The organism is Variovorax sp. H27-G14 (assembly GCF_046156345.1).
Classification (GTDB): Bacteria; Pseudomonadota; Gammaproteobacteria; order Burkholderiales; family Burkholderiaceae_C; genus Variovorax.
This window is the reverse complement of record NZ_JAYLVN010000028.1, coordinates 47,693-60,374: the sequence shown is the minus strand read 5'-3', so window position 1 is coordinate 60,374 and position 12,682 is coordinate 47,693. Positions and strand designations below refer to the sequence as shown.

The following is a 12,682-nucleotide window of genomic DNA, read 5'->3' as shown; positions in this document are numbered from 1 at the left end:
CAGCGTAAGGGCACTACAGAAGCGCTCAAACACATCGAATGCCGGTGCAACGAGCCGGCGAGCGCTGCGACACAACACGCGCGCTCGTCATCAAGTCAATTTACGACTTGATCAGATGTTCCCTAGCTGAAGGGCTTGTCGTACTTGCGACCTCGACATCTGTAATTCTCTACAACCCCACAACCGGCGCAGTCCGAAGAGAGCGGACGGACAGCATTTCAATCGAAGCGATCGAAGATCCCTCTTGGTTCAAATCACAGACGCAAAGATGATCGGTTGCGTGCACCAACTCACCACTCTTGGCCAACCTCAGCGCGTGACGACACTGCAAGCCTTCGGCGCGGGCAACCACGCGAAGGCCGCGACGCCCAGCACCAGCAGCGCGGCGATGGTGCCCAGCACGGCGGTGAGCGGGTCGGCGCCATGCGCCTGGGCCACCGAGGCTGCCACGCCAGTGCCCCACTGCATGAGCGCCACGCCGAGGAACATCGCCATCGTGAAGACGGCCATCGCGCGGCCGGTGAGCGTGGCCGGGTAGGCGCCGCGCACGTCGGCGTATTGCCACACGATGAAGCCCGACAGCATGCCGATGAGCATCATGCCGGCGATGTCGAGCCAGGCCGAGTGCAGCACCGCGATGAGCGCGAACAGCGCCGCATAGCCCATTGCGCAAACGACGATCCAGCGGCGCCGCCCGGCGCCGTCGCGGTCGAGGCGCCCGAACAGCGGCGCGCCGAACAGCGAGATGACCGACACCGCCAGCGCCACGTTGCCGCTCTGCACGAGCGAGTAGCCGTGGCGTTCCATCATGAGCGGGCCGAGCCACAGGCCGCGCAGCGAGATGAAGGCGGCATAGGTCACTGCCCCCAGCACCACGATGCCCAGCGTGTGCGGCATGGCGAACAGCGCGCCGAACTGGCGAATGGCCTGGGGAATGGATTCTTTCTGTTGCGGCACGGCGGACGCGGGCTCGTGCACCCAGCGCCAGATGGCCAGCCAGGCCAGCGCCGCGGCCACGGCGAGCACCACGAAGCCGGCGCGCCATGAACAGGCCTGCACCAGCCACGCGAGCGGCGTACCGGTAACGAGCATGCCCAGGCCGCCGACGGCCAGCACCATGCCCGAGACGGTGGCGAAGCGTGCGGCCGGAAAGTGCCGTGCGATGAAAACGGTGCACACGAGGAAGGCGGGCGCGCAGCCGACGCCGATGAGTGCCTGTCCGGCCACCAGCATGAGGTAGCTGGAGGACACGGCCGACAGGAGCGCGCCGGCGATGGCGATCGGAAACGCGACCAGTACGGTGCGCCGCACGCCGTGCAGGTCGATGCCGATGCCCATGAACAGTTGCATGGCGCCGAACGCAAAGTGAAAAGCGCCGGAGAAGATGCCCAGGGCCTGGGCGGACAGATGAAAGTCGTTTTGCAGCGGGCTCGCCATGATGGCGCCCACGGTGCGAAAGGCCTGGCTGAGCGCCACGCCGGCACACAGGGTCAGGACCATTGCCCAGGCTGCCTGCTTGGTCAACTGTTCTGGTTTTGGGCTCGGATTCGGGGTCGGGGTCATGGTCGTTCAGGGCGCGTGCACAGGCCGCCGGGTACTCCCCTCCGCGAATGTCCCCCGGCTTCGCGCTACCGCCTCTCCTCCTTTGTTTCGCTGCGGGGAGCACCCGACGCCCTGTGCACCAGGGCACGCTGCTGGTGATCGCACGATCAACCACCGCGGCTTACAACGCACACGCCGATGGGGTGCCTTGCGCAGCGAAATAAAGGAGGAGGGGCGAAGCCCCGGGGGACATTCGCGGAGCAAGGTACCCCGCCCTCGTGAGCGCGCCCTGAACACAGAGCGTGCCCTGAAGGCAGGCCACACCCAAAGTCACTCACCGTGACACTTCTTGTACTTCTTCCCGCTGCCACAAGGGCAAGGATCGTTGCGCCCCGGCGTTGCTTCCTTGCGGATCGTCTCGCCCTTGGGCCCCAGGCTCTTCCAGAGCTGACGCAGGTCGTACACCGCCCAGATGGCGGCGCCGAAGTCGTCCAGGCGGCGCTGGCTCACGCTCGGTGGGGCGTCGTCGCTGTACATCGACAACGTGGGCTTGGCGGTGTCGTCCTCGGTGAGCGCAACGATGTTGTCGAGCGCGTCGTCCAACATCTGCGCAGCCTCCTTGTCGCGCGGCGCAGACCAGTCTTCAGGCCAGTTTTCCACGGCGTACATGAAACCCAGCGCCCAGATCTGGGCGAACGAAGGGATGGCCTCACCGGCCACTTCGGCACGCTCCTCCTCCGACAGCGAGCCAATGGCGCCGCGGGTGTCGAGCACCTCGGGCTGCCAGCTGCGCTCGTCGTCCAGCGTCTCGACCGGGGCGTCCAGACCCTCCTCGATCTCGATCCAGCGGCGCTTCCAGTTCCAGACGAACTCCATGTGCTGGGCCGACGAGAAACTGTCGCCCAGCAGCACGGGCCAGTACTCCGACGGCAGGATGGGGCGGCGGGTGCAGATCAGCGCGGCCATGAAGCCTTCGCAGAATTCCCACTGGGGAATTTCGTCGTCGTGCTCGCGCATGGCGTCGAGCGCCTGGTCGAGAGCGTCGAAGTCGTCCGGGCCCAGAGGGGTCTGGGCCGGCGAAGTGTTGGCGGTGGCAGGGGTGGCGGGCGTCGCGGGAGCGGCTTCAGGAGCCTGTTCCGGGGAGGGAAGGGAGTCGGGAATGGTCGTCATGGCAAGTTCGGGGCAGCCCTCTATGATGCAGCAGGCTTCGGTCGACAACTATTTCTATGCCCACGATTATTCCGTTTCCGGCGCGCTACAGCGCTTTTGCCCTGTGCGTGGTCGGCCTGGCGGCCTGCCTCGCGTTCGTGCTGGTGTCGCCCCACCTGTGGCTGGCCTGGATCGGCGTGCTGGTCTTCGCGGCGCTCACCGGTGCCGGCATTCACGACCTGCGGCAGACGCGGCACGCCATTCTGCGCAACTACCCGGTCATCGGCCACCTGCGCTTTCTGCTGGAGTACATCCGCCCCGAAATGCGGCAGTACTTCATCGAGAGCGACTCCGAGGCCGCGCCCTTCTCGCGCGCCCAGCGCTCGCTGGTGTACCAGCGCGCCAAGGGCGAGCCCGACAACCGGCCCTTCGGCACCCAGCTGAACGTGACCATTGCGGGCTACGAGTGGATCAACCACTCGATGCAGCCGACGCAGCTTGCCAACCACGACTTTCGCATCGTGATCGGCGGCACGCCGCAGCCGGCAGAGGCCAACCTGGCGCAGGTCTGTACGCAGCCGTACAGCGCGAGCGTGTTCAACATTTCCGCCATGAGCTTCGGCGCGCTGTCTGCCAACGCCATCCTTGCGCTCAACCAGGGCGCCAAGATGGGCGGCTTTGCGCACGACACGGGCGAAGGCTCCATCTCCCAGCACCACCGGGTGCACGGCGGCGACCTGATCTGGGAAATTGGCTCGGGCTACTTCGGTTGCCGCAACGACGACGGCACGTTCAACGCCGAACGCTTCGCCGCCAACGCGCGCGACCCGCAGGTGAAGATGATCGAGCTCAAGCTGAGCCAGGGCGCCAAGCCGGGGCACGGCGGCGTGCTGCCCGCGCCCAAGGTCACGCCGGAGATTGCAGCGGCGCGTGGCGTGCCGGTGGGCGTGGACTGCATCTCGCCGTCGTCGCACAGCGCCTTCTCCACGCCGACAGAGATGATGCATTTCATCGCCAGACTGCGCGAGCTGTCGGGCGGCAAGCCGACCGGCTTCAAGTTCTGCCTGGGCCACCCGTGGGAATGGTTTGGCATCGTCAAGGCGATGCAGGCCACGGGCATCACGCCCGACTTCATCGTGGTCGACGGCGCCGAAGGCGGCACCGGCGCGGCACCGGTCGAGTTCAGCGACCACGTGGGTGCGCCGCTGCAGGAGGGCCTCCTGCTGGTGCACAACACGCTGATCGGCGTCAATTTGCGCCACCGCATCAAGATCGGCTGCGCCGCCAAGGTGATCACCGCCTTCGACGTGGCCCGCATGATGGCGCTGGGCGCCGACTGGTGCAACGCGGCGCGCGGCTTCATGATGGCGCTGGGCTGCATTCAGGCGCAGACCTGCCACACCGGCCACTGCCCCACCGGCGTGACCACGCAGGATCCGCTGCGCCAGCAGGCGCTGGTGGTGCCCACCAAGGCCGACCGCGTGCGCAACTTTCATCGCAGCACCCTGCATGCGCTGCAGGAGCTGGTGCAGGCCGCGGGCCTGGATCACCCGCAGCAGATCACCGCGCACCACATCGTGCGCCGCATTTCCGACACCGAGGTGCGCCTGCTGAGCAACCTGGTGATGCAGGTGCAGCCGGGCGCCCTGCTCGGCCCGCTCGACGAGCAGCACAACGTGTTTCGCACCTACTGGCCGCTGGCCAGTGCAGAGAGTTTTCAACCCGTTACGCAAGGCCAGCAAGGGCTGGTGGCGGGCTTTGCAATGGCCGCATGAATCCTTTGAGACGAGGCGCCAACGCGCGCCTGCCATCGCGCAAGGGCGTCGCTTCGGCGCCCACGCCCCTGGACGCACGCGCGCCGGCCCCCGGCGACTACGCGGAGTTTCTGCGCATCACCCTGCCCCGGCAACAGAAGAACGTGGCCAGCCACCGCTTCGGCAGCGAACGCGTGTGGCTGAAGAAGGCCGGCCCGCGGCACGGCAAGTGGGGCTACCGCGTGATGGCCGCCGTGGCGCGCATGGTGCGGCTGGACATCATCAAGCCGGTGCCCAACCCGGGCGGCGAAGCAGCCATCGCCACCGAGGCGCGGCGCCTGAAGCAACTGGCCGCCGCCGGCCTGCGCGTGCCGACCGTGCTGGCGCAGCAGGCCGACGGCCTGCTGATTTCCGACCTGGGCGAAAGTGGCCGTGCCACCGTGGTGCTGCAGGAGCGCATCGACCAGGCAGCAGCGGCCGGCCCGGCTGCGCTGCTCGCCGTGTGGCGCGAAGGGCTCGCCGCCATTGCGACCGTGCACCTGTGCGGCCAGCACCTGAGCCAGGCCTTCGACCGCAACCTGGTGCAGTGCCCCGACGGCGTGATCGGCTACATCGATTTCGAGGACGACCCCGCCGAGGTGATGACGCTGGCCGAATGCCAGGCGCGCGACTGGCTGAGCTACCTGCACTCCACGGCCATGATGCTGGAGGCCGCCGCGCCGCAGGCCGCGGGTCAGCACTGGCATGCGGCGCTGGCGGGCGTGAGCGACGAAGTGCGCGAGCGCATCGCCAATGCGGCGCGCCGCATGAGGTGGGCGCAGAAGCTGCCGGCCAGCCGGCGCTGGGGGCGCGACACGCAACGCGTGCGCGCGGTGGCACGGCTGCTGGGGCTCTGGCACCTGGACTGAGGCGGCGCGCGTGGGAAGGACCGCTGCCGCTCGACGGCAACAAAACTACGGCGCGTCCGTGACAGCCTTGATACCCGTGACAGCCAGCACCGCCTGCACCACCACGCCCTGCTCAGCCAAACGTTTGCGCATGGTGAGCACCGCCTGGTCCTTGCTGATGAGCAACGCGCGCCGCGCCACCGCAAGATCGATGAAGACCTGGTCGTCGGGGTCCTTGCACACACAGGGGGCGCGCGGCGGTGTGTCGGCCACCAGGTGCACGCGCGCGTCGAAGGCCTCGAGCACGCTGGCCGCGGCCATCTCGCGCTGCGCGAGCCGCCGCACGATCAGCGGGTAGCCGAGCACGCGCGCCAGCTCGGTGCGCATGGGCGCGGTGGCCAGCCAGCGCAGTTGGCCCGCGGCCAGTGCGGCGGCCAGCGGCGCGCAGTCGGGGTTGTCGAACACGAAGAGGTCGAGCGCGATGTTGGTGTCGATGACGACGGGGCCGGGTTCTGTCAACGTCATGGAATGTGGCGGAATGGAGGGCCGATGTTGCACCATGCGGGCGCAGGTCAGCCTGGTGTAGGGTCTGCGCCCCACAATGCCGCAGCCTGCCTTGCAGGCCCCTGCCCGTGCCCGGGCCACACCCCCTCCTTTGCCATTCGCCTTTCATGAAACGACTCTCGCTGTTCTGTCTCGTCCTGTTCGCCTCGCTGGGTGCCAGGGCCGAGTGGCTCACGCTCACGGGCTCGCCCGGCGAGCCCGCCAGCAGCTACGTGCAGGTGGACCCGACCACCGTGCAGGTCGACGGCTCGCACCGCATCGTGAAGCTGCGCCTGAGCCTGGCGCAGGAGCGCACCACGAAGGACGGCATTCGCTTCCGGTCGTTCCGCGCCCGAGTGAATGTCGATTGCGAGGCCCGCAATGCGCGCTATGTGAGCGCCACCTACTTCGGCCAGCCGGACTTTGTGGGCGACCCGATTGCGGTGCGTGTGTTCGAGGCGGACGACGTGCGGCCCATGACCTTGAGCGGCGCGCCGCGCGACCTGGCGGGGCGCACCGTCAACGCGGCCTGCAGCGTGGGGGGAGCGAAGGAGCCGAAGGAGCAGAGGGAGCCGAAGGACCCGTCCGCCCCCTGAAACGAATGAAGAGGCGCTACTTGCGCGCCGAGCCCGCGACCATGTCGAAGCGGAACAGCCGGCATTCGATGGGGCCGTTCCACATCGGCACGCGGCGCGACTCCTTCAGGCGCATCTGCTTGGGCAGCTTCAGGTCGGGCGTGAGCACCCAGGCGGTCCAGCCGGCGTAGTTCTTCTTCCAGTGCGTGGCGAGCTGCGGAAAGAACTCTCCGCCATCGCCTTCTTCGGTCTGCGCCGATTCGCGCGCGCCGGAACGGCCCGGGCCGGCCACGCCGCCAACCTCGATGCGCTCGCCATACGGCGGGTTGATCATGATCACGCCCGCCTCGGCCGGCGGCATGCGCTGCAGCGCATCACCACCGCGGAACTCGATGGCCTGCGCCACGCCGGCACGCTCTGCATTGCGCTCGGCGAAGTCGACCATGCGGTGCGACACGTCGGAGCCGAAGATGGCCACGCTGCTGTCGGCCACATGGGTCTGGGCTTCCTGCTTGATGGCGTTCCACACATGGGCCTGGAACGGCAGCAGCTTCTCGAAGCCGAACTGCCGCAGCGAGCCCGCTGGAATGCGGCGCGCAATCTGCGCCGCCTCGATGGCGATGGTGCCGCTGCCGCAGCAGGGGTCGTACAGCGGCTGCTCCGACACGGTGCCGGTCTCGGGGTTCCACCAGCCGCTGGCGGCCAGCATGGCGGCGGCCAGGGTTTCCTTCAGCGGGGCGTCGCCCTTGTCCTGGCGCCAGCCGCGCTTGAACAGCGGCTCGCCCGAGGTGTCGATGTACAGCGTGCAGGTTTCGGTGGTGAGGTGGGCGAACACGCGGCAGTCGGGCCACTGGGTCTCGATGCTCGGGCGCACGCCATGGGCCTTGGCGCGAAAGCGGTCCGCCACGGCGTCCTTGATGCGCAGGGTGGCGAAGTTCAGGCTCTGCAAGGGGCTGTGCTGCGCGGTGGTCTCGATCTTGAAGGTCTGCTTGGGGGTGAACCAGATCTCCCACGCCACGCCGCTGGCAATGGCGTACAGGTCGTTCTCGTTGCGGTAGGGCGCATGGGCCAGCTCGACCAGCACGCGCTGCGCGAGCCGGCTGTGCAGGTTGAGCTTGAGGGCGTCGCGCCAGTCGGCACGCACGCGCACGCCGCCTCGCAACGTGAGCAGGTCTTGCCCGGAGCGCCCGGTCAGGGCATGCACCTCCTGGGCGAGGAATTCTTCGACGCCGGCGGCGCAAGGCAGGAAAAAGGAGAGATCGTTCACGGAAATTTCGCTATCGGGAAGCCCGACCAAGGGGGCTCCATTGTCGCCGTGTCACGCACCTTCTCTATATAGTCAATTCGCCGATGAACCCCACCCCCACCCTTTCGACAGCCGGAAGCGACCGCTTCGAGATTCAGTGCGAGGTGCTGCGGCTGTCCATTCGCCCCATCGGGCCGGTGCTGCTGGTGCAGTATTTGTTGAACTGCGGCGTGGCGGCGCTGTTCGCCTGGCAGTACTCGCCGGCGCGCGCGCTGGTGTGGATTGCGCTGATCACCGGGGTGACGCTCATGCGCGGTTTCTTCCCCCAGCGCCTGCCAGAGCCCTTCACGCCCGTCACGCTGCGCGCGGCGCAACGCACGCACACGCTGCGCACCGGCATCTGGGAGCTGGCGCACGGGCTGGCCGGGCTGCTGCTGTTCAACCCCGAGCGAACCGACCTGCAGCTGCTGCTGGGCCTCATCCTGATGGGCATGACGCTGTCGTCGGCCTTCTCGGTGTCGTTCTACACGCCGGCCACGCAGCTGGCCATCACGCTGCTGCTGGCGCCGGTGATCCTCACCGGCCTGTGGCTGGGCGCGCCGGTGATGATTGCGGTGGCGGTCATCGGCATCGGGCTGACCGCCATGATGTGGAAGCTGGTGGCCGAGCGCTCGCGCCAGCTCGAAGAAAACATCGGCCTGCGGCTCAACGAGCGCACCCTGCGCGAACAGGCCCTGGCCGGCCTGCGCGCCTCCGAGCAGGCACAGGCCGAGCGGCTGCGCTTCTTCTCGGCTGCCAACCACGACCTGCGCCAGCCGGTGATGGCCATCGGCCTGCAGGCCGAGGTGCTGCGCCAGCAGCTGAACAACGGCGCGGACACACAGGCCGTGCAGCACACGGTGGGCTCGCTGGCGCGCGCGCAGCAGGCGCTCGAAGGGCTGACCAACCAGCTGCTGGAAATCGGCCGCATCGAGGCGGCTGTCGATCCGCTGCGGCCCGCCGCCGTGGCGCTGGCCCCGCTGCTGCAGGAGCTGGCGCGCCAGGCCGGCGAAGGGCGGGTGCGGGTGCGCTGCCCGGCCGGCGCCGTGGTCTGGACCGACACCGTGTCGTTGCGCCGCGTGCTGGCCAACCTGGTGGACAACGCCGTCAAGTTCACGCCGCGCGGCCGGGTGCTGCTGGCGGTGCGCGCGCGCCGGCGCGGCCAGGGCCTGGCATGGCGCGTGGAGGTGCGCGACAGCGGCATCGGCATTGCGGCCGACGCACAGGTGCGGGTGTTCAACGACTTCGAGCAGATCGGCAACGTGGAGCGCAACCTGCAGCGCGGCCACGGGCTGGGGCTGGCGATCGTGCGGCGGCTGGCGGCGCAGCTGGGCATCAAGGTGTCGCTGCGCTCGGCGCCGGGGCGGGGGTCGGTGTTCAGCTTCGAGCTGCCGGCCGCGTCGAGCGCAGACGTAGCGAGCGCCGCATCGGCCGCGGAGACGAAAGCACAGGCACAGCTCGCACTGCCGGACGCCACCGACACCACACGCACGCTGCGCCCCGGGCTGGCCGTACTGGTGGTGGAAGACAACGCCGTGGTGGCCGACAGCCTGTCGGCGCTGCTGAGGCAATGGGCGGTGGAGCCGCGCGTGTATGCCAGCGCCGCCGAGGCGCTGGCGCTGGCCGACCTGCGCGCGCTCGACGCGGCGCTGTGCGACATCCGGCTGCCGGGCGCGCTCGACGGCATCGCGCTGGCCGAGAAGCTGCAGCGGCAGAAGCCCTCGCTGGCCATCGCGCTGATTTCGGCGGACATCAACGAAGCCACGCAGCGGCTCGCGGCCGAACGCGGCTGGCATGCGCTGCGCAAGCCGGTGCAGCCCGACGAGTTGCGCAACGTGCTGCTGAAGGCCCAGCGCGGCTGAGTGGGGCGGGGCCCTGGCACGGGCTGTGCTGTTGTCACTGCTTCCAAGATATGCTGCGCGCACAGGCCGCCGCGCCTGCTCCCGATGTCCGCCGACACCCCCTCCCCCCACTCTTCTTCAGCCAAGCCGCGCGCCCTGCGCTATGACGGCTTCGCGATCGCGCTGCACTGGCTGCTCGCGGCCCTCATCGTCGGCGCGCTCGGCGTGGGGCTCTACATGACGGGGCTGCCCTTCTCGCCGCTGCGCCTGAAGGTCTACAGCTGGCACAAGTGGGCGGGCGTCACCATCCTGGCGCTGTCGGCGCTGCGGCTGCTGTGGCGCGCCGGCCACCGGCCGCCCACGCTGCCGCCAAGCATGTCGCGCCTGCAGCTGGCGAGCTACCGCATCAGCCACACGCTGATGTACTTGCTGTTCTTCGCGGTGCCGCTCTCGGGCTGGGCCTACAGCTCTGCCATGGGCATGCCGGTGGCGTGGTTCGGCGTGCTGGTGCTGCCCGACTTCATGCCGCTCGACCGCGTCTTCGCCGAGGCCGCCCTGCAGCCGCTGCACAAGTACAGCGCCTTTCTGTTGGGCGGCGTCACGCTGCTGCACGTGGCGGCGGTGTGCAAGCACCACTGGATCGACCGCGACGGTCTTATGCAACGCATGTGGCCCGGGCCACGCAAGGAAACTGCTCGATGACGCACCCCTTTTCCCGCCTGTGGCCCTGCGCGGCGCTGGCCCTTGCCGCGGCCCTGCCCGCGCATGCCGAGCCCCCTGTGGCCAGGCTGGTGGCCGACAGGAGCCAGATCGTTTTCGTCACCAAGCAGATGGGTGTGCCGGTGGAAGGCAGCTTCAAGAAGTTCGACGCCCAGGTGGCCTTCGACCCGAAGAAGCCCGAAGGCGGCACCGTGGCCCTGCAGATCGACACGGCCAGCGCGGGCTTCGGCATTCCCATGAGCGACGCCGAGCTGCCCAAGGCGCCGTGGTTCGACGCTGGGCATTTCGCGCAGGCGAGCTTTCAGTCGAGCGCCATCAAGGCGCTGGGCGACGGCAAGTTCGAGATGGCGGGCAAGCTGACCATCAAGGGCGTGGCCAAGGCCGTGACGGTGCCGGTCAGCATTGCGGCGGCCGGCGGCAAGGAGGCGGTGGCCACCGGAAGCTTTACGATCCAGCGGCTCGACTACAAGGTGGGCGACGGCGAGTGGACCGACACCTCGATGGTCGGCAACGACGTGCAGGTGCGCTTCAAGTTCACGCTCACGGGCTTCGGGCCGCTGTGAGCGGCCCCCGCTGCCTTGCTTTGCCCCGCCTTGCTCGCCCCGCCTCCAACCTTTTGCCACCATGCCTTCTTCACTCCACGCCCTGAACCCGCTCCTCTTTGCCGCGGTGCTGTCGGCCGCGGCCCTTGCCGGCGCCCCCGCCATGGCGCAGGACTACACGGCGCCGCCCGTGGCCGTCAAACCCGCGGGTGGGCCGGTGAAGAACGCCAGCTACGTGGTCGACCCCACCCACACCTTCGTGATGTACGAGATGGGCCACTACGGCACCACCACCAACCGCGGTCGCTTCAGCACCAAGGACGGCACGGTGAAGATCGACGGCACCGGCAGCAGCGGCGCGGTCGACATCACGATGGACATCAGCTCCATCAACACGGGCGTCGACCTGCTCAACCGTCATGTGCAGAGCAAGGACTTCTTCAACGTGGCGGAGTTTCCGACCGGCCGCTTCGTGGCCGATCGCATCGATTTCAGCGGCGACAAGGTGGCCGACGTGCCCGGCACGCTCACCCTGATGGGCCAGACCCGGCCGGTGACGCTGAAGGCCGTGCGCTTCAACTGCTACCTGAGCCCGCTCATCAACCGCCAGGTCTGCGGCGGCGACTTCGAGACCACGGTGGAGCGCAGCGATTGGGGAATTACCTGGGGCCTGAACTTCGGCTTCGAGAACAAGGTGAAGCTGCTGGTGCAGGTCGAGGCCGTGAACATCCAGCCTTAGATGCCCGAGCCCACGCGCTTGCGTTCGGCGTCGTCCTTGGACATCTTCAGCCAGTTGCGGGTGGCGAGAAAGGCACGCGGCAGGTTCAGCAGCACCAGCATCCAGGCACCGGTGGCGACCGTCATGAGGGCGCCGAACAGCAGCTGCTCGGCCAGCGGGGCGTCGCTCCAGTAGAAGAAACTCAGCAAAAACGCCAGCACCACGGCCCAGACGGCCAGAAGAATGAGGTTTTTCATTTTTTGCATGGTAGTTACTCCGGTGCAGAAAATGTAAACCAAAAGTTACTTGAGTACTACTTAAAGTTTACTTTTTAAGCGCCGATGAACGTGCATTAGTGCACGCTGTTCGGGCATTCGTTACCAAAAACAAGCGCTCAGACAAGCTCCGAGACAAACGCCAACCAGCGTTCCATCCAATGAACACCACCCTTTCCCTGCTCGGCATCGCCGGCGCCATGGCGCTGGGCGCAATGAGCCCCGGCCCCAGTTTCGTGATGGTCGCCCGCACGGCGGTGGCGTCCCGCAGCGACGGGCTGGCCGCCGCGCTGGGCATGGGCGCCGGTGGTCTGGTGTTCGCCATTGCGGCGCTGGCCGGGCTGCAGGCGGCGTTCCTGGCGGTGCCGGGGCTCTACCTCGCCATCAAGGGTTTCGGCGGCGCCTACCTGGTGTACCTGGGGGTGCGAATCTGGCAGGGGGCGCGACAGCCGCTGGCGCTGGGAGCGGGCCAGGAAGGGCTGGGTACCTCGCCCGCCGCGCAGGGTAGTCAGCGGCGCGCCTTGCGCACCTTTCTGTTCGGCCTGGCCACCCAGGTCAGCAACCCGAAGACGGCGGTGGTCTACGCCAGCATCTTCGCGGCCTTTCTGCCGCACGACGTGCCGCTCGCGCTGGCGCTGGCCGTGCCGGCGGTGATCTTCTGCATCGAGACCGGCTGGTACACCGTGGTGGCGCTGGCCCTGTCCTCGGCGGCGCCGCGCTCGGCCTACCTGCGCTACAAGGCCTGGATCGACCGCGCCGCCGGCGGCGTGATGGGGCTATTGGGCCTGCGGCTGGTTGGGTCGGCCCTGCGCGGGGGCAACTGAGCGACGTCGCTGTCGGTTCTTGCCTTT

Annotated in this window: 13 protein-coding genes; 8 read left to right on the top strand and 5 right to left on the bottom strand. The window is 68.3% G+C overall.

From position 1 onward, the window contains the following. Positions 1-309 precede the first annotated feature (309 nt). Entirely contained in the window at positions 310-1,500 is a 1,191-nt protein-coding gene (locus tag VLK31_RS33720) for an MFS transporter (RefSeq protein WP_409172846.1), read from the bottom strand. 372 nt (positions 1,501-1,872) lie between these two features. Next, positions 1,873-2,712 carry a UPF0149 family protein gene (locus VLK31_RS33715; protein WP_409172845.1) on the bottom strand — a complete coding sequence of 280 codons (840 nt, stop codon included), beginning with the start codon at positions 2,710-2,712 and terminating at the stop codon, positions 1,873-1,875. A gap of 56 nt (positions 2,713-2,768) precedes the next feature. On the opposite strand from VLK31_RS33715, the gene VLK31_RS33710 reads away from it, so the two are divergent. Together VLK31_RS33710 and VLK31_RS33705 are read left to right on the top strand one after the other, a co-directional pair. Further along, on the top strand, positions 2,769-4,466 hold the full coding sequence (locus VLK31_RS33710) for an FMN-binding glutamate synthase family protein (RefSeq protein ID WP_409172844.1): 1,698 nt from the start codon (positions 2,769-2,771) through the stop codon (positions 4,464-4,466). Further along, positions 4,463-5,353, top strand: a complete 891-nt coding sequence (locus VLK31_RS33705; RefSeq protein ID WP_409172843.1) for a hypothetical protein — start codon at positions 4,463-4,465, stop codon at positions 5,351-5,353. The genes VLK31_RS33710 and VLK31_RS33705 overlap by 4 nt, the downstream gene beginning before the upstream one ends. Before the next feature lie 45 nt (positions 5,354-5,398). On the opposite strand, the gene VLK31_RS33700 is transcribed toward VLK31_RS33705, so the two are convergent. Continuing rightward, positions 5,399-5,857, bottom strand: coding sequence for a putative toxin-antitoxin system toxin component, PIN family (locus VLK31_RS33700; protein ID WP_409172842.1), 459 nt, complete (start codon positions 5,855-5,857; stop codon positions 5,399-5,401). A gap of 146 nt (positions 5,858-6,003) precedes the next feature. On the opposite strand from VLK31_RS33700, the gene VLK31_RS33695 reads away from it, so the two are divergent. Next, entirely contained in the window at positions 6,004-6,471 is a 468-nt protein-coding gene (locus tag VLK31_RS33695; protein WP_409172841.1) for a surface-adhesin E family protein, read from the top strand. Positions 6,472-6,487: 16 nt separating this feature from the next. On the opposite strand, the gene VLK31_RS33690 is transcribed toward VLK31_RS33695, so the two are convergent. Further along, positions 6,488-7,717, bottom strand: a complete 1,230-nt coding sequence (locus VLK31_RS33690) for a class I SAM-dependent RNA methyltransferase (protein ID WP_409172840.1) — start codon at positions 7,715-7,717, stop codon at positions 6,488-6,490. A gap of 83 nt (positions 7,718-7,800) precedes the next feature. Here VLK31_RS33690 and VLK31_RS33685 point away from each other — a divergent pair, with 83 nt between their 5' ends. The 4 genes from VLK31_RS33685 (at position 7,801) to VLK31_RS33670 (ending at position 11,577) form a co-directional block, all read left to right on the top strand. Further along, positions 7,801-9,597, top strand: coding sequence for an ATP-binding protein (locus tag VLK31_RS33685; RefSeq protein WP_409172839.1), 1,797 nt, complete (start codon positions 7,801-7,803; stop codon positions 9,595-9,597). Positions 9,598-9,681: 84 nt separating this feature from the next. Next, positions 9,682-10,278 (top strand): cytochrome b, encoded by a 597-nt coding sequence (locus VLK31_RS33680; RefSeq protein WP_409172838.1) that lies wholly within the window; start codon positions 9,682-9,684, stop codon positions 10,276-10,278. Further along, positions 10,275-10,859, top strand: coding sequence for a YceI family protein (locus VLK31_RS33675; RefSeq protein WP_409172837.1), 585 nt, complete (start codon positions 10,275-10,277; stop codon positions 10,857-10,859). The genes VLK31_RS33680 and VLK31_RS33675 overlap by 4 nt, the downstream gene beginning before the upstream one ends. Positions 10,860-10,941: 82 nt before the next feature. Next, positions 10,942-11,577, top strand: a complete 636-nt coding sequence (locus tag VLK31_RS33670) for a YceI family protein (RefSeq protein ID WP_409172849.1) — start codon at positions 10,942-10,944, stop codon at positions 11,575-11,577. Here the strand turns inward: VLK31_RS33670 and VLK31_RS33665 are convergent. Continuing rightward, positions 11,574-11,822 carry a hypothetical protein gene (locus VLK31_RS33665; protein ID WP_409172836.1) on the bottom strand — a complete coding sequence of 83 codons (249 nt, stop codon included), beginning with the start codon at positions 11,820-11,822 and terminating at the stop codon, positions 11,574-11,576. The genes VLK31_RS33670 and VLK31_RS33665 overlap by 4 nt on opposite strands. A 170-nt stretch (positions 11,823-11,992) precedes the next feature. Between VLK31_RS33665 and VLK31_RS33660 the strand changes: the two genes are divergently transcribed. Beyond that, positions 11,993-12,655 carry a LysE family translocator gene (locus VLK31_RS33660; protein WP_409172835.1) on the top strand — a complete coding sequence of 221 codons (663 nt, stop codon included), beginning with the start codon at positions 11,993-11,995 and terminating at the stop codon, positions 12,653-12,655. The last annotated feature ends 27 nt before the right edge of the window (positions 12,656-12,682 follow it).

Excerpts from the sequence above, each read along its gene's own strand:
- VLK31_RS33675 (WP_409172837.1), top strand. The coding sequence starts at position 10,275 with ATGACGCACCCCTTTTCCCGCCTGTGGCCCTGCGCGGCGCTGGCCCTT.
- VLK31_RS33700 (WP_409172842.1), bottom strand. The coding sequence starts at position 5,857 with ATGACGTTGACAGAACCCGGCCCCGTCGTCATCGACACCAACATCGCG.
- VLK31_RS33720 (WP_409172846.1), bottom strand. The coding sequence starts at position 1,500 with ATGGTCCTGACCCTGTGTGCCGGCGTGGCGCTCAGCCAGGCCTTTCGC.
- VLK31_RS33705 (WP_409172843.1), top strand. The coding sequence starts at position 4,463 with ATGAATCCTTTGAGACGAGGCGCCAACGCGCGCCTGCCATCGCGCAAG.
- VLK31_RS33685 (WP_409172839.1), top strand. The coding sequence starts at position 7,801 with ATGAACCCCACCCCCACCCTTTCGACAGCCGGAAGCGACCGCTTCGAG.
- VLK31_RS33680 (WP_409172838.1), top strand. The coding sequence starts at position 9,682 with ATGTCCGCCGACACCCCCTCCCCCCACTCTTCTTCAGCCAAGCCGCGC.
- VLK31_RS33715 (WP_409172845.1), bottom strand. The coding sequence starts at position 2,712 with ATGACGACCATTCCCGACTCCCTTCCCTCCCCGGAACAGGCTCCTGAA.
- VLK31_RS33665 (WP_409172836.1), bottom strand. The coding sequence starts at position 11,822 with ATGCAAAAAATGAAAAACCTCATTCTTCTGGCCGTCTGGGCCGTGGTG.
- VLK31_RS33710 (WP_409172844.1), top strand. The coding sequence starts at position 2,769 with ATGCCCACGATTATTCCGTTTCCGGCGCGCTACAGCGCTTTTGCCCTG.
- VLK31_RS33660 (WP_409172835.1), top strand. The coding sequence starts at position 11,993 with ATGAACACCACCCTTTCCCTGCTCGGCATCGCCGGCGCCATGGCGCTG.
- VLK31_RS33695 (WP_409172841.1), top strand. The coding sequence starts at position 6,004 with ATGAAACGACTCTCGCTGTTCTGTCTCGTCCTGTTCGCCTCGCTGGGT.